22 protein-coding genes, 1 other RNA gene and 1 riboswitch are annotated in these 19,996 nt (G+C 46.6%); of the genes, 16 read left to right on the plus strand and 7 right to left on the minus strand.

Annotated features, from left to right (window positions below; all coding sequences use genetic code 11):
* Positions 1-76 precede the first annotated feature (76 nt).
* The 7 genes from RBB45_RS02545 (at position 77) to RBB45_RS02575 (ending at position 5,888) form a co-directional block, all read left to right on the plus strand.
* Complete coding sequence (locus RBB45_RS02545) at positions 77-400, plus strand: CotD family spore coat protein (protein ID WP_306009066.1); 324 nt, start codon at positions 77-79, stop codon at positions 398-400.
* A gap of 109 nt (positions 401-509) precedes the next feature.
* Positions 510-1,070 carry an SLOG family protein gene (locus RBB45_RS02550; protein WP_009791233.1) on the plus strand — a complete coding sequence of 187 codons (561 nt, stop codon included), beginning with the start codon at positions 510-512 and terminating at the stop codon, positions 1,068-1,070.
* 85 nt (positions 1,071-1,155) lie between these two features.
* Complete coding sequence (gene gpsB, locus RBB45_RS02555; protein ID WP_009791232.1) at positions 1,156-1,458, plus strand: cell division regulator GpsB; 303 nt, start codon at positions 1,156-1,158, stop codon at positions 1,456-1,458.
* Between the two features lie 81 nt (positions 1,459-1,539).
* Positions 1,540-1,928, plus strand: an RNA gene (gene rnpB, locus RBB45_RS02560) — RNase P RNA component class B.
* A 182-nt stretch (positions 1,929-2,110) separates the two neighbouring features.
* Complete coding sequence (locus RBB45_RS02565) at positions 2,111-3,265, plus strand: THUMP domain-containing class I SAM-dependent RNA methyltransferase (protein WP_306009067.1); 1,155 nt, start codon at positions 2,111-2,113, stop codon at positions 3,263-3,265.
* 82 nt (positions 3,266-3,347) lie between these two features.
* Entirely contained in the window at positions 3,348-3,515 is a 168-nt protein-coding gene (locus RBB45_RS02570) for a hypothetical protein (protein WP_009791228.1), read from the plus strand.
* A gap of 450 nt (positions 3,516-3,965) precedes the next feature.
* Positions 3,966-5,888 (plus strand): ATP-dependent DNA helicase, encoded by a 1,923-nt coding sequence (locus RBB45_RS02575; RefSeq protein WP_094767178.1) that lies wholly within the window; start codon positions 3,966-3,968, stop codon positions 5,886-5,888.
* A 175-nt stretch (positions 5,889-6,063) separates the two neighbouring features.
* Here the strand turns inward: RBB45_RS02575 and RBB45_RS02580 are convergent, their stop codons facing one another.
* On the minus strand, positions 6,064-6,192 hold the full coding sequence (locus tag RBB45_RS02580; protein ID WP_257964231.1) for a hypothetical protein: 129 nt from the start codon (positions 6,190-6,192) through the stop codon (positions 6,064-6,066).
* 102 nt (positions 6,193-6,294) lie between these two features.
* On the opposite strand from RBB45_RS02580, the gene RBB45_RS02585 reads away from it, so the two are divergent.
* Together RBB45_RS02585 and RBB45_RS02590 are read left to right on the plus strand one after the other, a co-directional pair.
* A complete protein-coding gene (locus RBB45_RS02585; protein ID WP_094767179.1) occupies positions 6,295-7,827 on the plus strand; it encodes a carboxypeptidase M32 in 1,533 nt (510 codons plus the stop codon).
* A 65-nt stretch (positions 7,828-7,892) separates the two neighbouring features.
* Positions 7,893-8,801 carry a DMT family transporter gene (locus tag RBB45_RS02590; protein ID WP_306009068.1) on the plus strand — a complete coding sequence of 303 codons (909 nt, stop codon included), beginning with the start codon at positions 7,893-7,895 and terminating at the stop codon, positions 8,799-8,801.
* Between the two features lie 122 nt (positions 8,802-8,923).
* Here RBB45_RS02590 and RBB45_RS02595 read toward each other — a convergent pair whose 3' ends face one another.
* Genes RBB45_RS02595 through RBB45_RS02605 form a run of 3 tightly spaced genes read right to left on the minus strand, consistent with a single transcriptional unit; the run spans position 8,924 to position 11,258 of the window.
* Entirely contained in the window at positions 8,924-10,576 is a 1,653-nt protein-coding gene (locus RBB45_RS02595; RefSeq protein WP_306009069.1) for a b(o/a)3-type cytochrome-c oxidase subunit 1, read from the minus strand.
* Positions 10,573-11,055, minus strand: coding sequence for a cytochrome c oxidase subunit II (locus tag RBB45_RS02600; protein WP_306009070.1), 483 nt, complete (start codon positions 11,053-11,055; stop codon positions 10,573-10,575). Before RBB45_RS02600 ends, RBB45_RS02595 begins: the two co-directional genes overlap by 4 nt.
* 53 nt (positions 11,056-11,108) lie before the next feature.
* A complete protein-coding gene (locus RBB45_RS02605) occupies positions 11,109-11,258 on the minus strand; it encodes a hypothetical protein (RefSeq protein ID WP_009791219.1) in 150 nt (49 codons plus the stop codon).
* Between the two features lie 446 nt (positions 11,259-11,704).
* Positions 11,705-11,806, plus strand: a riboswitch (purine riboswitch).
* A gap of 121 nt (positions 11,807-11,927) precedes the next feature.
* Between RBB45_RS02605 and RBB45_RS02610 the strand changes: the two genes are divergently transcribed.
* The 3 genes from RBB45_RS02610 (at position 11,928) to RBB45_RS02620 (ending at position 14,376) form a co-directional block, all read left to right on the plus strand.
* Complete coding sequence (locus tag RBB45_RS02610) at positions 11,928-12,524, plus strand: xanthine phosphoribosyltransferase (protein WP_101550145.1); 597 nt, start codon at positions 11,928-11,930, stop codon at positions 12,522-12,524.
* Positions 12,521-13,828 (plus strand): nucleobase:cation symporter-2 family protein, encoded by a 1,308-nt coding sequence (locus RBB45_RS02615; protein WP_306009071.1) that lies wholly within the window; start codon positions 12,521-12,523, stop codon positions 13,826-13,828. The genes RBB45_RS02610 and RBB45_RS02615 overlap by 4 nt, the downstream gene beginning before the upstream one ends.
* A 95-nt stretch (positions 13,829-13,923) precedes the next feature.
* The gene (locus RBB45_RS02620) at positions 13,924-14,376 is read left to right on the plus strand and encodes a DUF6376 family protein (protein WP_306009072.1); all 453 of its coding nucleotides are present in this window, start codon (positions 13,924-13,926) and stop codon (positions 14,374-14,376) included.
* Between the two features lie 38 nt (positions 14,377-14,414).
* Here RBB45_RS02620 and nadR read toward each other — a convergent pair whose 3' ends face one another.
* Both nadR and pnuC read right to left on the minus strand, forming a co-directional pair.
* Positions 14,415-15,452 carry a multifunctional transcriptional regulator/nicotinamide-nucleotide adenylyltransferase/ribosylnicotinamide kinase NadR gene (gene nadR / locus RBB45_RS02625; protein WP_306009073.1) on the minus strand — a complete coding sequence of 346 codons (1,038 nt, stop codon included), beginning with the start codon at positions 15,450-15,452 and terminating at the stop codon, positions 14,415-14,417.
* Positions 15,449-16,144 carry a nicotinamide riboside transporter PnuC gene (gene pnuC / locus RBB45_RS02630; RefSeq protein ID WP_101550143.1) on the minus strand — a complete coding sequence of 232 codons (696 nt, stop codon included), beginning with the start codon at positions 16,142-16,144 and terminating at the stop codon, positions 15,449-15,451. Before pnuC ends, nadR begins: the two co-directional genes overlap by 4 nt.
* A 174-nt stretch (positions 16,145-16,318) precedes the next feature.
* Between pnuC and RBB45_RS02635 the strand changes: the two genes are divergently transcribed.
* Positions 16,319-16,459 carry a hypothetical protein gene (locus RBB45_RS02635; protein WP_009791213.1) on the plus strand — a complete coding sequence of 47 codons (141 nt, stop codon included), beginning with the start codon at positions 16,319-16,321 and terminating at the stop codon, positions 16,457-16,459.
* Between the two features lie 111 nt (positions 16,460-16,570).
* The gene (locus RBB45_RS02640) at positions 16,571-17,344 is read left to right on the plus strand and encodes an SDR family NAD(P)-dependent oxidoreductase (RefSeq protein ID WP_101550581.1); all 774 of its coding nucleotides are present in this window, start codon (positions 16,571-16,573) and stop codon (positions 17,342-17,344) included.
* A 77-nt stretch (positions 17,345-17,421) separates the two neighbouring features.
* Here the strand turns inward: RBB45_RS02640 and RBB45_RS02645 are convergent, their stop codons facing one another.
* A complete protein-coding gene (locus RBB45_RS02645) occupies positions 17,422-17,871 on the minus strand; it encodes a chemotaxis protein CheX (protein WP_022544113.1) in 450 nt (149 codons plus the stop codon).
* A gap of 380 nt (positions 17,872-18,251) precedes the next feature.
* Between RBB45_RS02645 and RBB45_RS02650 the strand changes: the two genes are divergently transcribed.
* Both RBB45_RS02650 and RBB45_RS02655 read left to right on the plus strand, forming a co-directional pair.
* On the plus strand, positions 18,252-19,337 hold the full coding sequence (locus RBB45_RS02650; RefSeq protein ID WP_306009074.1) for a type III polyketide synthase: 1,086 nt from the start codon (positions 18,252-18,254) through the stop codon (positions 19,335-19,337).
* A 1-nt stretch (position 19,338) separates the two neighbouring features.
* Positions 19,339-19,914, plus strand: coding sequence for an isoprenylcysteine carboxyl methyltransferase family protein (locus RBB45_RS02655; protein ID WP_306009075.1), 576 nt, complete (start codon positions 19,339-19,341; stop codon positions 19,912-19,914).
* Positions 19,915-19,996 lie beyond the last annotated feature (82 nt).

Below are 19,996 nucleotides of genomic sequence, written 5' to 3' on the forward strand. Positions count from 1 at the left end.
TTTCCTTAGTACAAGATTCCCCCTTTCATCATAACTTGTTAGTGTAAATATAACAGAATGAAAGGAGATCTTAATTATGCATTGCGGACCAAGACCGAATATTTGCCCGGCAGTTGTCCATCCGACAAAATGCTGTGTAAATCATACTTTCCAGAATAATGTGGTGCCTCATATCCATCCTACACACACTACGACAGTCAACCACATTAATTTTCAGCATCAGCATTACTTCCCACAAACACAATCAGTTGTAAATGAAGTGACAAACCAGCAGTTTGTCGCAGGCCCTGGACCGGCCCCTGGATTTGGAGGACCTGGCTTCGGCGGCCCTGGAGCAGGCGGCTTCGGCGGACCTGGGTTCGGAGGCCCAGGCTTTGGCGGCCCTGGCTTCAGAAGATAATAACCTGCCATATTAAGGTGCATTACCAAGGCAGGGGCCTGTATACAGGCCCCTGCTCAATTTTTTCCATAAATCGCATATTATTTTTACATAGAAAGGAGCAGCCCAAATGAAAACAGCGGTTGTCTCAGGCTATAAACCCCACGAGTTGGGAATTTTCAAACGAAATGACCCTGCAGCAGCTTTCATAAGGGCTGCTATCAGGAAGAGCCTGCTCGGTATGCTTGACGAAGGGCTTGAATGGGTGATCATCAGCGGGCAGCCGGGCGCAGAGTTATGGGCTGCTGAGGAGGTCTTTCAGCTGCAGCTCGATGAATATCCTGATCTTAAGCTGGCCGTCATCACACCTTTCCTTGACCAGGAGCAGAACTGGAGCGATTCCAATAAAGAGTGGTATGAATCTGTGATTTCCCAGGCCGATTTTGTAGATTCAGTAACAAGGAAGCCTTACGAAAAGCCCTGGCAGTTCAGGCTGAAGAATCAATTCCTTATCGAAAAAAGCGATGTGCTTCTTCTTGTCTACGATACGGAAAAGGAAGGAACGCCAAAATTCATTTATGAAACAGCTAAAAGCTATCAGGAAAAGAATCCTTATGAAATCAGGATGATTTCCTTTTATGATCTTCAGCTGATTGTTGAAGAAGAGCAGCTGAAGAACCAGGAATTTTAATTTAGTTCCAAAGATAAATTGACAAAAGTACATATTTTTGAAAAAATATATTAAGATTATTCAGCGATAGACTGAGGTGAATGTGATGCTATCCGATAAAGTTAAGTTAACAGCAAAAGACATTTTGGAAAAAGAATTCAAGGCAGGGATGCGGGGGTACAAGCCTGAAGATGTCGATAAGTTCCTGGATCTGATCATCAAGGATTATGAAACCTTCCACCAGGAAATTGAAGATCTGCAGCAGGAAAACCTGCGCCTGAAGAAACAGCTTGATGAAGCCTCTAGAAGGCCTGCAAGCACCCAGACTGCCGGAACAACGAACTTTGATATCTTAAAGCGCCTTTCCAACCTGGAAAAGCATGTGTTTGGCAGCAAACTTTATGAATAACAGCTTTTAACTGATTTTCCTTTTTAAAACCATTGCTATTGGAAGCCAGATTGCATATAATATCATTTGTAGTCATTAATAACGTTCGGGTAATCGCTGCGGCAGCTTGCTGCTGCAGAGGAAAGTCCATGCTCGCACGGACTGAGATGTCCGTAGTGTTCGTGCCTGGCGAAGTCATAAGCCAGGGCAGCCGGGCGATTGCGCGGCTGACGGCAGGGAAAATGCCTAAGTCCTTCGGGATATGGCATGAATACCTTGAAAGTGCCACAGTGACGGAGCCTTTCCAGAAATGGGAAGGGTGGAACGAGGTAAACCCCGCGAGCGAGAAACCCAAATAATGGTAGGGGCACTTTCTCTGAGGAAATGAACAAGGAGAAGGACAGATTTTATATCTGTAGATAGATGATTGCCGCCTTAGTACGAGACTCAGGTCGATTGCAGTACAAAGGAACAAAACATGGCTTACAGAACGTTATTAGTGAGATGATTTTTGAAATGGTAAAGCTCTCCTTTTGCAGGAGGGCTTTTTTAATACATACCAAAACCCTCATGGGGAACACTTGCACGCGGAAACTTCTTCAGGCTATCATGGATGAAGCGGACCGCTGGCCGGCAATAATGAAGGGAAGATCTACTGGAAAGGATGTCTTACATGGGAAAATACCAAATCATCGCAACAGCGGCAATGGGGCTTGAAGCGCTCGTTGCAAAGGAAGTGCGGGCACTTGGCTATGAATGCCAGGTGGAAAACGGAAGAGTTGAATACACAGGGGATGAGACAGCTATAGCGAGAAGCAATTTATGGCTGAGAACGGCAGACCGGATCAAAATCAAAATCGGCGAATTTAAAGCTTATACTTTCGATGAGCTGTTTGAAAAAACAAAAAGCCTTCCATGGGAACAGTATATTGCAGAAGATGCTGAGTTTCCGGTAATCGGCAAGTCTGTCAAATCAAAGCTGTTCAGTGTTTCCGACTGCCAGGCAATCGTCAAAAAGGCGATTGTCGAGAAGCTGAGGACAAAGTATAAAAAAACAGGCTGGTTTGATGAAACGGGTCCATTATGCCGCATTGAAATCTCTATGCTGAAAGATACAGCAACCCTGACTCTGGATGCCAGCGGAAGCGGCCTTCATAAACGGGGATACCGGGCAGGACAGGGAGAAGCTCCGCTAAAGGAAACCCTGGCTGCTGCGCTCGTCCAGCTGACGAACTGGACACCGGACAAGCCATTTGCAGATCCTTTCTGCGGATCAGGGACCATCCCGATCGAGGCGGCCTTGATCGGGCAGAATATTGCCCCGGGCTTTAACCGGGAATTTACCTCTGAGAAGTGGGGCTGGATGCCGGAAAAGGTATGGGATGAAGCCAGAAATGAAGCTGAGGATTTGGCAGACTATGATCAGCCATTAGATATCACTGGATCTGATATTGATCACAGGATGGTGAAAATTGCCCGGGAAAATGCATTTGAAGCAGGCCTGGGGGACATGATCCAATTCAAGCAGATGCAGGTGAGGGACTTTACCTCCAATAAAGAATATGGTGTGATTGTCGGCAACCCTCCATATGGCGAGAGGCTTGGGGAAAAAGGGGCTGTACAGAAAATGTACCGTGAAATGGGAGAAGCGCTCTCAGGGCTGGATACATGGTCGATTTATATGCTTACTTCCGATGAGGACTTTGAACAGCATTTCGGGCGCCAGGCAACCAAGAAAAGGAAGCTGTTCAACGGTTTCATCCGAACAGACCTCTATCAATACTGGGGCAAGCGTCCGCCAAGAGAAAACAGGCAGAAAGAGGAATAAAGGGTTCTCTTATTGAATAAACTAGCAATACTCTATCGGTTTTGGATTAGATGGGCTAGTTTTATTTACAGGAGGAGAGCCAATGGATTACAGGACTCTTGATTTCAATAGAATTTCTCAGGCGCTTGACTACTCGATGGAAATGCTGGTAAAAGAAACGCCTGCCGATCAGGTGCTGGATGAACTGAAAAGTGCCCAGCATGAGCTCCGGCAGGCCCTGTCCTTTTCCCTTTCCGGCAGGCAGCAGTAAACCCTGCCCGGTGTCCGGCAATAACCAGGCACAAGGCTGGCCTCCTCGAAGGGAGCGCCGGTTTTTTGCCGTTCAAGATGATAAATGTACAGCCTGTACTGACGAATTCCTGATTCATCCCATAGTGCTCCCGGCCCCTTGAGCTTGACTAGTTGAAAAAATAGTATAAAATGATTCTTGGCCTCCTGGTTTGGAGTTCGAAGATGCTGCATATGGCAGCTTGTATATAAAAAGTGAAGGGCCGTGCTTCCATGGCCATAAATAATATTGAAAATCACCGCCTCTGACAGGCGGTTATACTTTTTTATGCTGAGAAATCGCAGGAACTCCTGCATGTTCAGGAGTTTTTCCTTTATAGGCGGACGAGGCACACAGGCCGATGTCCGGTCCCCCGCCATTTTCCAAAGATACAGGAAGCCCCCGGGACGCTTCTGGATATAGGAGGATTACATGCAAAACCAATTGCCCTTTGCAGTAGCAAAAACAGAATCATTTTTTGAAAAGCTTGGCGACTGGATCGGGGATGTTTTCTATGACCTGCTCCCTGAAGCCGGTTTTGAATTAAGAGACGAACAAATCTATATGGCTTTCCAGCTGGAAAATGCCTTCAAGGAGAAAAAGACAATCTTTGCTGAAGCTGGTGTCGGAACAGGAAAAACGCTTGTCTATCTCCTGTATTCCATCTGCTACGCGAGATATACGAATAAGCCGGCCATCATCGCCTGTGCCGATGAAACTCTCATCGAGCAGCTTGTTAAAAAAGAAGGTGATATTGCGAAGCTGGAAAAGGCGCTTGGATTGAATATTGATGTACGCCTGGCTAAGTCAAGGGATCAATATCTTTGCTTGAACAAGCTGGACAAGGCTGTAGCGGAACAGGACTATGAGGCATATGGAAACATTTATGACCAGCTTCCGTCCTTTACCCACAGCGGAGGATCGCTGCAGAATTTCGAAAGATACGGAGACAGGAAAGATTATCCTGAGCTGACAGACAGCGAATGGACCGGTGTATCATGGGATTCCCTTCAGGATTGCTTTACATGTGAGAAAAGGCACCGGTGCGGCCAGACACTTCACAGGGATTATTACCGGAACAGCCAGGACCTGATCATCTGCTCGCATGACTTCTATATGGAGCATATCTGGACAAAAGAATCCCGCAAAAGGGAAGGCCAGCTGCCCCTGCTGCCTGAATCCTGCACGGTTGTATTCGATGAAGGGCATCTGCTTGAGTATGCCAGCCAGAAAGCCTTGACATACAGGCTGACCGAGCAGATTCTTGAATCGCTCCTTACCCGCCTGATGGCAAATGACGTAAGGGAAAAAACTTTGAATCTGATTGAAGACACCATCGTCCAGAATGAGACCTTCTTCCATGCCCTTTCAGCTGCTGCCGGCAGCCGGACGGACTCTGAGAAACAGCAGATTGCCAAAGGGCCGGCTGTTCTGAAAGAAGGAAAGCTCCTGCTTGAAATGATTGGCTCGCTGGAAGAGGAGCTTGTCTTTGAAAGCGAAATGTATGTTATAAATGAATATGACCTCAAGGTTGTTGAAGAATATCTTGAGCAAATATCATTCTCGCTCTCCCTTTTCATGAAAGATAAGGGAGGAATCAATTGGTTTGAAGAACATAATGGTGAACGGACCCTTGTCATCATGCCTAGAATGGTAGAGGAAATCATGAGGGATGAGGTGTTTTCCCAAAAGAAGCCATTTATCTTTTCTTCCGCCACATTATCGGAAAAAGGCTCCTTTGATTATATGGCCACGAGCCTTGGCATCGACGACTATTTATCATTCACTGTAGCATCACCTTTCAGCTATGAAGAGAAAATGGCCATTCATATGCCTGAATACAGTGAAGAGGATATCACCGGCAAAATGGAATATACTCTGGAACAGCTTAAGAAATCTGGAGGCAGAGGCCTTGTGCTCTTTACAGATCAGAGAGAACTGAACCTCTTTAGGGACTATGCACAGGGCAAGACGGAATTCCCTGTCTATTTTGAAGGAGAGGCTGAAATCAGTACGCTCGTCTCAAAATTCCAGAACGAAGAAGAAGCGGTCCTTTGCTCTACAAATCTTTGGGAGGGCTTAGATATACCTGGCAGATCACTCGAAAATGTAATCATTTTCTCACTCCCGTTCCCTCCGCATGATCCGGTGTTTGATGCCAAGCGTGAAAGCGCGGAAGATTCGTTCCGGGAAATCGACATGCCATACATGCTCCTCAGGCTCCGCCAGGGAATCGGCAGGCTTATCAGGAGCCATGAGGACAGAGGAACAGTACACATCCTGACCAGCAGAGAAGAAGATGTTTCTGTGCTTGAGTCTGTTGAAGCTGTGCTGCCTGTCACACCTGTTAAATAAGGTTTTGATTGCCCCCCCTTGGCAGAGGGAGGGGCTTTTTGCATCCATTGAAGGGGACGGACAGGGAGAATAAATTTTACTTTGGTCCTCATTCGCTGCCGGTTTGTATTCCCGTTTTTCAAGCAGGGGTCAGCATGCAAACTAACGGCACAACCATAAAGAGAGATCTATTCCTTTAGCCTTCTTCACTGCATTCAAAGCAGATCGTTTTCTTGTCATCCGTTATGATTCCGTTGAAAAATCCGTCCAGGCAATAAATCGTTTTCCCGCATTGTACGCAGGTTCCGGCAGGTTCCCTCATCATTCTTCCTCCTGTTTTTAGGTGATTTGCAGTTCTATTCTAGCGTTTTATTCAGAAAAATGTGATAAAATATATGTTGCAAATGATTTTTAGGGGGATGCCAGCATGAACGAAGCATTGAAAAAAACTGAAAAAGACTTTCTTGATTTTGTTAAAAAGATGGGCGCTTATAATGAGGCTCTGTCATTAATATACTGGGATCTCCGTACGGGCGCTCCCAAGCAGGGGGTAGACCAGCGCACTGAAGTAATTGGCATGCTTTCTTCAGAAGTGTTCAAGATGTCCACTTCCGAGGAAATGGCTGCATACATAGCAAAGCTTTCAGGAGAAGAAGCGGCTGCATCACTTGATGCAATTACTGTGAAGGTTCTTGAAGAAAGCAAGAAAGAATATGACCGGAATAAGAAGATTCCGGCTGAGGAGTATAAGGAATACGTTATCCTGCAGTCAAAGGCTGAAAGTGTATGGGAAGAGGCTAAAGACAAATCGGATTTCACGCTTTTCCAGCCGTATCTGGAAAAGCTTGTGGAAGCCAATAAGCGCTTTATCCAGTATTGGGGCTATGAAGGCAATAAATACAACACACTCCTGGATTTGTATGAGCCGGGTGTGACAGTCGATGTGCTGGATGAAGTCTTTGGCGAGCTCAGAAGCAAAATCGTGCCTCTCGTCAAGAGCATATCCGAATCAGATTCAAAGCCGGATACCAGCTTTTTGTATGAAAATTTCCCAAAGGAGAAGCAGCGTGATTTCAGCTTGGAAATCCTGAAGCAGATGGGCTATAACTTTGATGCAGGAAGACTTGATGAAACGGTACATCCATTTGCGACCGGCTTGAATCCAGGGGATGTCAGGGTGACAACGAAATATGATGAGAAGGACTTCCGCACTGCTGTATTCGGTACAATCCATGAAGGCGGCCATGCGCTGTATGAACAGAATATTTCCAAAGACCTTATAGGCACTCCGCTGTGCACAGGGACATCAATGGGAATCCATGAATCACAGTCTCTCTTTTATGAGAATTTTGTAGGGCGCAGTGAGTCATTCTGGAAGAAAAATTACGGACTGCTCAAGCAGTACGCTGATGGCCAGTTTGATGGGGTGGAGCTGGAAGATTTCTATCGTGCCATCAATGAGTCAAAACCGTCGCTGATCAGGATTGAAGCAGACGAACTGACCTATCCGCTTCATGTTATTGTCCGCTATGAAATCGAAAAAGGACTGTTCAATGATGAAATTGAAGTGAAGGACCTTCCGGAAATCTGGAACAGCAAATACGAAGAATACCTGGGAGTGCGACCATCCAATGATGCAGAAGGAGTTCTTCAGGATGTCCATTGGGCCGGGGGCAGCTTTGGGTATTTCCCTTCCTATGCACTCGGATATATGTACGCGGCACAGCTAAAGCAGGCGCTGCTGAAGGATCTTCCTGATTACGACCAGCTTCTGGAAAAGGGGGATCTTGCGCCAGTCAAGGAATGGTTCACGAAAAATGTCCATCAGTACGGCAAGCTGAAAAAGCCGCTTGAGATTCTTGAAGATGTTACTGGCGAAGGGCTGAATGCCAGCTGCCTGTCAGAGTATCTTTATGAGAAATACGGGAAGGTTTACCGTTTAAAAGAGTCCTCCCGTTAATTTGAAAAAATAAAGAAAGGGAAAAAGAGCGGGGTGCAGCCGCTCTTTTTCTGCAGGGTGAGGCAATGAAGAAGCTGATGCCGTATTTTGCAATCTCTGCCGGTGCATCTTTATGGGGCCTGATTGCCTATTTTATCAGGGGCTTGTCCGGGTTCGGCTTTTCCTCAATGGAAATCGTCGGGATCCGGGCAGTAACTGCAGCTGCGGCTTTGCTGCTGATAGGGCTTTTTCTGGGCCCGGGCCGGCTGGCTTTAAAAAGGACTTCTGATATTGGCCTGTTTGCCGGCACCGGAATTTGCAGCATTGTATTTTTTAATTGGTGTTATTTTACGAGCATTAATTTGATGGATATTTCGATTGCAGTCATACTGCTGTATACTTCTCCCGCTTTTGTCGCAGTGTTGTCCTATATTTTCCTGAAAGAGAAAATAACCGGGCGGAAAATCATTGCCGTTTGCGGGACTGTTGCCGGCTGCATCCTGATTGCAGGGGTGGGGGGCGGTTCCGGTTTGAGTGTGATTGGGGTGGTAACTGGACTGGGAGCAGGTCTTGGCTATGCGCTTTACAGCATATTTGGGAAGTTTGCGCTCCAAAAGTATGAGCCGTTTACTGTCACGCTGTATACCTTCGTGACTGCCTCTGCTGTTCTGCTGCCGATTACCAGGCTATGGGAAAAAGCTTCTCTGTTTTTACAGCCGGAGGTTCTGTTCCTGGGCCTTGGCCTAGGCCTGCTGCCGACCGTCCTGGCCTATTTTCTTTACACCTGGGGTTTAGAAAAGACAGAAAGCAGCAAAGCAGCGGTCATGGCTACAATTGAGCCTGTCGTAGCCATCTTTATGGGTGTTGCTTTATATTCAGAATCACTGGGTTACATGCAGCTGTCCGGCTCTATCATAATCCTTCTGTGCGTCATCCTCGTGAACCTCCCGGAAAGAAAGGGGAGAACACCCCTTGAGACAGGGAATAGTGCATAAAGAAACACTCCAGCAGCTGCTGGAGTGTTTTCTTTCAGTCTGGAAAATTATTTTGGCTTGTCTTAAGCTGGCCCGCAGGACGCGGCGTTTTTTGCCTGCGTTCCTTACTCCTGGCAAGATGATTACCATAGTTTATACCCTTTAGATCCCGGCGGTGCGTTTTGGATCAGGTCGATGAACGGGATGGTGTAGGCAAACAGGATGAGGGCAGCGGTGATGCCGAGCCAGAGCTTCCAGTTTTCAAAGACAAGCGGCGTTTTTTCGGCATTTTCCGCTGTTTCGCCTACCGGGAATTCTTCAGAGCCTTTAGGGGCCATGAATGCGAGATTTACAAAGATATACAGCATCAGGATGATAGCAAGGAACAGGATGGATCCTCCAATTGCCTGTGCGACCTGATAGGGAATCCATTCAGCTGCCTGTGCCGCTCCGCCGTACTCAGAAAAAGAAGAGCGGCGGGGGGCGCCCAATAATCCTGCAGCATGCATGGCCCCGGACATGAATGTCATGCCGATTGCCCAAAGCACTCCTTGTGTAATGGCGAGGCGGTTCATCGCTTTCGTAAGGACTCTGCCAGTCAAATGCGGCACCAGCCAGTAAGAAATGCCGAAGAATGTCAGGACCACAGCAGTTGCAACGGTCAAATGGAAGTGGCCGGTTACCCAGATTGTGTTGTGGACTACCTGGTTCATCTGGTGTGATGCGTTAACAATGCCTCCTGCACCTGCAGGGATGAAGGCAACCATCCCGATGAATGGAACTGTAAAGCGGGCATCCCCCCATGGCAGTTTTTTGAGCCAGCCGAATAAGCCTGTTGCCCCTTTGGATCTTCCAAATCCCTCAAATGTAGCAAACAGTGAAAAGGCAGTCATTAAAGAAGGGATAACAACCAGGAATGTCAGGATTACCTGCAGGAATTTCCATGCCGCGTCGATACCCGGCTCCATCAGCTGATGGTGGAATCCGACCGGTATGGAAAATAGCAGAAATAGAATGAATGACATCCGGGCCAGTGAATCAGAAAAAATTTTTGCGCCAATTACTTTCGGAATGACAACATACCAGCCCATATAAGCAGGAAGGAGCCAAAAATAGACGAGCGGATGTCCGAAATACCAGAAAAGCGTCCGGCTGACTCCGACATTGACGGTCTCGACCAGGCCAAGCGACCATGGCAGCAGCTGTATCAGCACCGTTGCGGCCACTCCAATGGTAGCGACGATCCACATGATGGTATTTACCAGGCTCATGAATGTAAGCAGGGGACTCGGCTGCCTGGGATTATTCCTGCGCCACTCTGCATACTTCATGATAATCGCAGCGCCATCAAACCAGCTGCCGACTACTACGAAAGTCAGTCCAAGATAATAAATGGCATGTGCCTGCAACGGGGCATAAAAGGTATACAAAACGCTTGCTTCATTCAGCAGTATCATGACGGCTGCCATCATGGTTCCGGCTGTCATGAGCCAAAAACCGATCCAGCCCATCGTCCGCTGCTTTTTCGTCAAGGTCCCGGCTGTTTTGCTGACTGCTGCAAGCTGGAAGCCCATAATGAAGAACGTTGTCAGTACCAGTCCCAATACGACTCCATGGACAGTGAGAATCTGATAATAGCCGATTCCAGCCGGCAGCTGGAACTTGCCGGAGCGGACGAGCACCTGCAGTAAGCCGGCAAGGCCGCCGATTGCGAGCGCTGTGAAGGCTACATAGAAATGAGCCATGGCTAGCTTCCCGTCCTGTCTGTCAACCTTTTTATTCTGATTTTGCTTCATGATGCTTCAACCACCTTTAATTTTGACGTCATCATATGATGTCCTGCACCGCAGTACTCATTGCACAAGATAAGATACTCTCCAGCTTTATCAAAAGTTGCTGTATGCTCACTGATATATCCGGGCTCCAGCATCATATTGATATTCGAGCCGGCGACCTCAAAGCCGTGGATAACGTCCTTTGTCGTTGCCATGATCTTCACCTTCGCCCCAAGAGGTATTTCAATTTCGCCAGGATTATAGGAAAAGGCGGAGGCAACGAATACCAGCTCATAATCCCAATCCTTTCCCTCCACTTTTTTTAGGCCGGGCTCATTGAAAGGCGCCGTCTGGTCCACCTTCTCCGGATTGATGGTTGCCAGGCAGCTCGGGGGCTGGTTGCCAAGATAGAATGCGCTGATGCCAAGAACCGTCAAGAAAACGATCAGTGAGCCGATTCCGAACCCGAGCCAGGCTTTTTCAAATTTATGCATATGCATAGCTTTCTTCTCCCTTCAGGCATTTCAATCATAATGGATAGCATGCTTGATGATTAAAATCGATCTGTAAATAAAAAATAGACGCCTGCCCATACTCCGATTAAAAATAAACCCAGAATAAACACAGAGGCCAAGGTTCCCTTTAAAGATGAAGCATCCTCGATCTTTGTTTTATTTTTCCTGCCAAGTTCCGTGTTTGCCATGGCTTTTTTCTCCTTTCAATATGGATGAATAAATAATGATTACATGTTCATCATACAAGGAATTTCTCCGGATTCTACCAGTCTTCACCTGTTTCACAAAGTGTTCATTCATTCTGTTGGCACTATGCCAATAGTGTAAAATTGCTGCAGCAGGCCGGAAGGACCGGGATTCTTATATAGAAATGTGAAATTTATGTGAAAAGGAGAAATACTCAATGCGTCATTAAGTAAATAAGCCCAGGCTGAGAAATGGAATGACTCTCCCCGGGGGATTATATTCACTATTTTAGGATTATTCAGAAATGGACTGTATAAGTGCTTCTCAAGAGCCAAAAAGCACCATATTATCACTAAAAGCGAACAATGCAAGTGGAATAAAAACAAATAATTCGACTTTTTCTCTTATTAAACTATTGAAATATCTTGCTGGGGTGTTATAATGAAACATAATTTCATAACGATACACTCATATAATCGCGGGAATATGGCCTGCAAGTTTCTACCGGACTGCCGTTAACAGTCTGACTATGGGTGAGCAATGGGAGGCATTGGGATCTTTTGCTGTTGCCCCTGCCTTATAAAAGCCTGAAGGGATTGCTTCACTCATTTTTTTGCAGTGAGTGATTTCCTTCAGGCTTTTTTATTTTTCTATTCATAGGGAGGATAATGATGAAACTACTAGAAGAAACAATCAAAAGAGAAGGACGGGTGCTGTCTGACAGTGTCCTTAAGGTAGACTCGTTTCTCAACCATCAGATCGACCCTTTCCTGATGAAGGAAATAGGCAAAGAGTTTGCAGCACGTTTTGCAGGGGAGGCTATTACGAAGATTCTTACGCTGGAATCGTCAGGGATTGCTCCGTCTGTCATGGCTGGGATCGAGCTTGGGGTGCCCGTGCTGTTCGCGAGAAAAAGAAAATCATTGACTCTCTCAGAAGGGCTGCTTTCCGCCAGTGTCTATTCTTTCACAAAGCAGGAGTCCAACGAGATTTCAGCATCTTCCAAATATCTTGGCGCTGATGACAGGGTCCTTATCATTGACGACTTCCTGGCCAATGGCCAGGCTGCTTTGGGGCTCATCGAACTTGCCGGACAGGCCGGGGCTTCAGTTGCGGGCGTTGGAATCGTTATTGAAAAGTCCTTCCAGGAAGGACGCAGCCTGCTGGAAGAGAAAGCTGTCAAAGTGGTTTCCCTTGCACGGATCCAGTCGCTTGGGAATGGAAGCATCACATTCTTGGAAAATAGCAGGGAGGCATCAACACGATGAAAAACTCACCATTTAAAATAGCTTCATTGGGAATCCAGCATGTTTTAGCCATGTATGCAGGTGCTGTCATTGTACCCCTTATAGTGGGGGGGGCCCTGGGGCTGTCAGGAGAAGAGCTGACATATCTTGTTTCCATTGATATCTTAATGTGCGGAGTGGCGACGATCCTCCAGGTATGGCGCAATCAATTCTTCGGCATCGGCCTTCCGGTTGTGCTTGGCTGTACGTTTACCGCAGTCAGCCCGATGATTGCGATTGGCGGGCAATATGGCATTACAGCTATTTATGGATCTATTTTGGTTTCGGGCCTTTTTGTTATACTGGTAGGAAAATATTTCGGAAATCTTGTGCGTTTCTTCCCTCCGGTTGTAACAGGCTCGGTTGTTACCATCATTGGTATCACACTTATCCCGGTTGCCATGAATAATATGGCTGGCGGCGAAGGCAGTGCCGATTATGGTTCGCTTTCCAATCTGGCCCTTGCATTTGGAACTTTATTCTTCATCATTATTTTGTATCGCTTGTTTACCGGATTTATCCGCTCTGTTTCAATCCTGCTAGGACTATTTGCTGGAACAGCCGCTGCATTCCTGATGGGGAAATCAGATTTCTCGGCAGTGGGTGAGGCTTCATGGTTCCATATGGTCCAGCCTTTCTATTTCGGGATGCCGACATTTGAACCGGCAGCAATCCTGACAATGATCATTATCGCGATGGTCAGCCTGGTTGAATCAACAGGCGTTTATTTCGCCCTGGGGGATATTTGCGGCAAGAAGCTGGATAAGAAAGACCTGGCAAACGGCTACAGGGCAGAAGGGCTTGCGATTGTCCTTGGCGGGCTGTTCAATGCATTTCCATATACAACGTATTCTCAGAATGTCGGCCTTCTCCAGCTGTCAGGTGTGAAAACCAAGAATGTCATTTACACAGCGGGCGTATTCCTTGTCCTCCTTGGCCTGGTTCCAAAAATCGGCGCCATGACTACAGTCATTCCATCAGCTGTATTGGGCGGCGCAATGATTGCCATGTTTGGGATGGTCATCGCCTATGGAATCAAAATGCTCAGCCAGGTGGACTTTTCTTCACAGGAAAATCTGCTGATCATCGCCTGCTCTGTCGGAATGGGGCTTGGAGTCACAGCAGTTCCAGGCCTGTTCGCTGAAATGCCTGAGAGCATCAGGATCCTGACAGATAACGGCATTGTAGCGGGAAGTTTGACGGCTATTGCACTCAATCTTGTATTCAATGTAAAAACCTCCAAAGCAAAGAACGCGGCCTCTAAGCTTGAAGAGAAGGCAGCATAATAATAGCCAGCCATCCCGCTTTTAATGGGGATGGTTTTTTTGTGAAACATATTCTCATGATAAACGTATTGAATAATATGAAACTTAAAGGAGGAATGAGAGTATTGAAGATAATCTTCCGGCTGTTCATGTTTGCAGTGACAGTCCTTTCGCTTGCAGGCTGCTCCTTTCTGGAAGAGGCTGCCGGCACTGCAGAGTATGCCAATAAAGCTGCAGAGCATATTGAAAAGCTGAATGCATTTGCCGAGGATGCCCCGGGGATGATTGAAGTAGCTGCCGGGGATTCAGAAATCCGGCACCAGCTTGAGGAAAGGCTGATTATTCTTAAAGAGGATATTGAGAACTTTATTCAGCTTCAGGATATACCTGCTCCCGCTGAGGCCATTCATGAGGAGCTGGCTGCCAAAAATGAAGAGCTGCTGGAAGAAATCAATCTGGCTTTAGATGGCGGCAATCTGGCCCTTGATCAATTGGAAAACTCAGAAATGATTAAAACAATAAATGATGCATCTGCCCTGCTGAACCGGATTGAAGGGCTGATGAATTAACTGATAAAAGGGCATCGCCATGATGCCCTTTTAACTTGTCATTTTCCTTCCAGCAGCTCTTCCGTAAATTTAATGCTCTTTTCCAGCCTCTCCCGGTAGCTGCCGTTGATTATTTTATAGCACACATGATGTTCATCAAGAAGAGATTTCAGAAGGAGATGATTCTTCCAGCGCAAATCCTGATGCCCGAAGCTTCTTGTTCCGTCATCGACCCAATCTACATCCGGCTCCAATAAAAGCCATAAATCATACTCCTGCAGTCTGGCCATTTCATCGAGCACAGGCTGTCTTTTATTCAGATAGGCGTGAGAGAAAAACTGGGTGGTGATTGCCTCAGTATCAACAAAAAGGATTTTGTCTGCCAGCTTCAGCTGCTTCCATTCCTCCAGCTTATGGGCATATGCAATATGGGGGTAGTCTTCCGGTACTGTTATTCCCTCGCATCCTCCAAGTTCTTCATAAAAGGTCCGGCCATACTCCTTCACAAAAGAAGTATTATAAATCTGGGCCATATTGGCTGTCAGCGTGGATTTTCCGCAGCTTTCAGTCCCGGCAATCACCACTTTTTTGACGAAATGCGGCCGGACACATTTAGGCACCATATCCCAATGCTTCAGCACACCATCTTTCCTGAACATCGTACCTGATACCGGATACCTTTTTCTCTCCGGATCTATGAGGATATGCTCAGCTTCCGGGTAAAGACGGGAAAAAATCGGGCCGTAATCCGGCTCTGAGCTGAACACAAAATCGATCGGACTGCCGATTGCGGCACGGATCTTTTTTGCGCCATTTTCCCAATCGGAGAAAGAGCCGGTCTGTTCATCATAAATTTCATGGACATGTACATGCGGCAGCTCCCTGGTCAGCTGTTTCCACCAGCGGAGCCGCAGTGTAAAGCTGACATGCTCTGCACAGCCGCCTTCAAAAAGCTTTCTTTCATAGTCGCTGTCGTGTGAGATGATGACATGAAGCTCGTCAGCTGTTGCAGCTGCCGCCGTCATGCTGTATACATGGCCAAGATGGGGGAAAGGCAGGAACTTTCCCCCGTACATACCAATTGTTTTTTTCTTCAAACCGCTGCAGCTCCCTGTTTTTTATAAAGTTTCGTCCAATTTATATACCCATAAATGCTGTTAAACAAGAATGCCGTCCACATGACGAGCATAGATATATCATTGCCCCCTGTTGAAATCAGAGCATTAAACCAGAGGATGACCGACAGGACATTGACAAGGATCCATAGAAGCCACTGCTCGGCGAATCTTCTCAGCATCAATATCTGTGCTGTTACGGAAAGGACATTTGTGGCAGAGTCAATATAAACAGATCTCCCCCCCAGATAGTCAAGGAGGAGGGCATATAGAAAAATGGACACCAGCACAGTAATTCCGAGAAGGGACCATCCCTTGGAATCAAGCGTCTTAACCTTCACATCTTCCCCTTTTATGCTGTCCTTTGTCATATTCTTTCTCCAGAGATAAATGCCGATAAACTGAATGGGAAAATAGAACAGGCCATTGAGCATGGCTTCCCCATACAGCCCGTAGGTATAGGAAATATAAGCATATGTCCCTGTCTGGATAATGCCGAAATAATAGTTTGCGATTTTTCCCTTTGCTACGAGGACAACACAAAGCATCCCGGCCAAAGAAGAAATAAGGCCAAGAAGGGAATCCTGCCAGGCAATAAACAAATACACATTAATAAGTGTAAAAACAAGAAGCCAGCTTATTTCAAATATCGTCCAATCGCGGAATATTTTCATGGTTTCCTCCTATGAAAGCAGATGCGGCCATACAGCCTAAAACTTATTATAGGTGATTATTTTCTGAAAAGGGATTAAATTTCCTGTTTTTTTTCCATGGAAGCTTAGCAGAGGAACATTTTGTTTTTTAATAAATAAAATATAATTGCAGCAATACAGAATGAGGGTGAAGAAGTGGAAAAGTTCTATTGCGAGCATTGCAGGCTCCTTTACAATGAAGAGGGAAGCTGTAAAGTATGCGGTTCTGCTGCAGGCAAGAAAATTATCATAAACGTCCAGGCACAGGAGCTTTCATCTGATAAATCCAAGGAATAGGCTGGAAGGGGGCCGGCAGCGTGCCCTTTTTCCTGCATGAGGCAGAGAGTTAGGTGTCCTGGCATGCTGTATGTTAAAATTTATATGAATTTTCTAAAAAGGGTGATGGATATGTATTTGCCTGATTTCAGGGTAGAAGGGAAAAAGGCATTAGTGACCGGTGCGGGGCGGGGAATAGGACGGGCCCTTGCAATTGGGCTGGCAGAAGCGGGTGCAGATGTAGCCCTGATGGCAAGAACGAAGGCCGATCTGGAGGAAACCGCCGCAGAAGTGAGGAAGACTGGCAGGGAGGCCATTGTCATCCAGGCTGATGCAGCCAAAAGGGAAGATGTACATAATGCAGTCAAAACCGCTGCAGAACATTGGGGAAGACTGGATATTGCCGTCAATAATGCAGGCATGAATATCCGTTCAAAAGCGCTTGATGTAACAGATGAAGAATGGCAGACAATCATGGATACTAATCTCAAATCCGCATTCATGGTCTCCCAGGAGGCCGGAAGGGTTATGAAGGACAGCGGGACACCGGGCAGGATCATTACGATTGCCTCAGTTGCCGGACATGTTGCTTTAAGGACGGGAGTTGTGTATGCAGCAACAAAAGCCGCATTAATCCAGATGACTAAAGTACTTGCCATGGAATGGGGCCCTTACAACATCAACGTCAATGCAATAGGTCCGTGGTATTTTAAAACGCCGCTTACAGAAAAGCTCCTTGCAGATCCGGAATATCTGCAGGAAATATTGGATGTGACGCCGCTGAACCGGGTCGGCGAGCTGGAGGAGCTGGTTGGTCCGACAGTATTCCTGGCGAGTGCTGCCGGCAGCTATGTGACCGGCCAGACACTATTTGTTGACGGCGGCATGACGATTAAAGGATTTTAGACAGAATAGTCAAATCCCCCGGCGATGTGCCGGGGGATGTCTATTCCTTTTATCCAGCTAATAGGCGTCCGCTGCGGCTATTCAAGCATCAGGACGACCATCAGCTCACCTGCGCCTGAAAGCTTTACAGGCAGGCTGTAGGCCTTCTCAAACCCATAGACCTTCGTCTCGCCTACAAGGACCGTAGGGGGAGTGATATCAATCTGAAGGCCCTGCCCTGATAAGTTAATAGATAGATTGCCGGCAATCATATTTCCGAGTTCACCCGCGAAAGATTCCAGCATTTCACCTTCCAGCAGCATTCCAAACATAGCTTCGCCGATTTTGCTGAAAGCCTGCTCTTCTCCATCTATAATGACTCTGCCCCGCAAATCGCCCGTCATTCCAATCAGCACACCAATGCTATGCTGTGTAAAGGGCTGTGAAAATTGCGCCGGCTCCTCAACTGAAGATTCAAAAGGAAAAACACTTTTAATTGATTCAATAGTCCCACTAATGATATCTTCAACATTTTTTGTCAATGACATGAATGATCCCTCCAGCAACCAGCTAACATTAATATTAACATAATTTCCCGCTGCTGGTAGTAAGTTTTTTGCAAAAACGTATCTTATTATTTCCCAAAGGCTGTGGGTCAAAAGTCTCTGGGCTGAAAGTATCGCTTCTGGTGGATATTAATTGGAAAAGATTAAATAATGAATGCCCCAGTAAAACAATATATAATAAAAGAGCACAGCAACTCCTTCAAAACGTGAAGCTTCCTCCAGGCGGGGAAGCTTTTTTTTGTCCGTGCTCCCGCTGTTCCTGCTGCATCCCGAAAGCCGTGCCAGATGAGAAACTGTGTATAATCCTTCTTTGTTTGGAAAAATTAACAAGGAATTGTTTATAGAGCGAGGAGCGTATAAAAATGCCAGCTATCATCTCGGCTGCCGAAGCCATTCCTGCCCACAGGCTGGAGCAGGGACAAGTAATGGAGTTTGCAAGGGACTTGTTTTCGGAGTCCTTCAAGGATGTTGAAAGGCTTTTAAAAGCCTTCCATAATGGCCAGATACATAAGAGGCATTTTGCCAAAGGAATGGACTGGTACAGGAGAGAACATTCTTTTGAAGAAAAAAATGAGGCTTTTATTGAGTGTGCGGTAGAGCTTGGGGCAGAAGCCATCCGGAATTGCCTCCATGACAGACAGTTCCTGGGACGAAAAATAGATTATTCGGAGATTGATGCCATATTCATGGTGACAAGCACCGGAATTTCCACTCCAAGCCTGGACGCAAGAATCATGAACGTCCTGCCTTTTTCACAGCATACAAAAAGGATCCCTTTATGGGGGCTCGGCTGTGCCGGAGGAGCGTCAGGGTTATCAAGGGCTTATGAGTACTGCCTTGCTTATCCAAAGGCGAAAGTGATTGTCCTGGCAGTCGAGCTTTGCAGCCTGACCTTCCAGAAAAATGATCGGAGCAAAAGCAATCTGATCGGCACTTCTTTATTTGCAGACGGTGCTGCATGTGTCTTAATGGCCGGTGATCAAGCGGAATTGGTTAATATGGAGCGTTCTCACGCCATTCCAAGGATAATAGGCACAGCTTCGACAACCATGCCTGATTCCCTTGACGTAATGGGATGGGATGTGAGGAACGAGGGTCTCTATGTAGTGTTTTCCAAGGATATTCCCTCCATTATTGAAAACTGGCTCAAGCCCAATGTAGAAAGCTTTCTGAAAAGGATGGACACCAGACTGGACGAAATAGATCATTTTGTTGCTCATCCCGGCGGGAAAAAGGTGCTGGATGCCTATGTCACCAGCCTGCAGTTTTCTCCCCACATGACAGATATATCCCTTCAGGTGCTGAAGGAGTTCGGCAATATGTCTTCAGCTACAATCTTGTATGTACTGAGAAGATTCATGGAAAAAGGGAAGGCAGGCGAGCTTGGGATTGCGGCAGCACTGGGGCCGGGCTTCAGCTCTGAACTGCTATTGCTGAGGTGGGAATGATATGGGTTGGTTCACTGTTTTTATTTTGATCATCATGCTCCAAAGGGTCGGGGAACTGGCAGTAGCCAGAAGCAATGAAAAATGGATGAAAAGCCGGGGAGCCCTTGAGTTTGGCAAGGGGCACTACAGTATAATGGTCATGATTCATGCTTCTTTCTTTCTTTTTTACAGTTTTGAGGTTTCGTGGGGGAGCAGGACCCTTTCGTCCTTGTGGCCAGCAATTTTGACAGTGATCATAATCACTCAGGCTGGCCGGCTCTGGGCACTGCTTTCCCTGGGGAAGTACTGGAATACAAAAATCCTGGTTATACCCCATGCCAATGTGGTCATGAGAGGGCCTTACCGGTTCATCCGGCATCCGAACTATGTAATTGTAACCTTGGAATTCCTCGCTTTTCCTCTGATGTTCCAGGCGTATTGGACATTGGCCGTATTTTCAATTCTTAATCTAGCCATCCTCTCAGTCAGGATACCTGCGGAAGAACAGGCTCTCAGCGGCCTGACTGAATACCGGCAAAAATTGCGGCGTAACCGTTTTCTTCCTGGAAGAAAACGAATTTCTGAAGAAAGCAGTTGAAAATGATTATCATTGATGATAAACTTCTAAATGAGGCTGAATATTATTCTCAATTGAAAAAATAATTCAACCAAGGACGGTG

The sequence above is a fragment of the Bacillus sp. MMSF_3328 genome, from assembly GCF_030733525.1.
Classification (GTDB): Bacteria; Bacillota; Bacilli; order Bacillales; family Cytobacillaceae; genus Bacillus_AB; species Bacillus_AB infantis.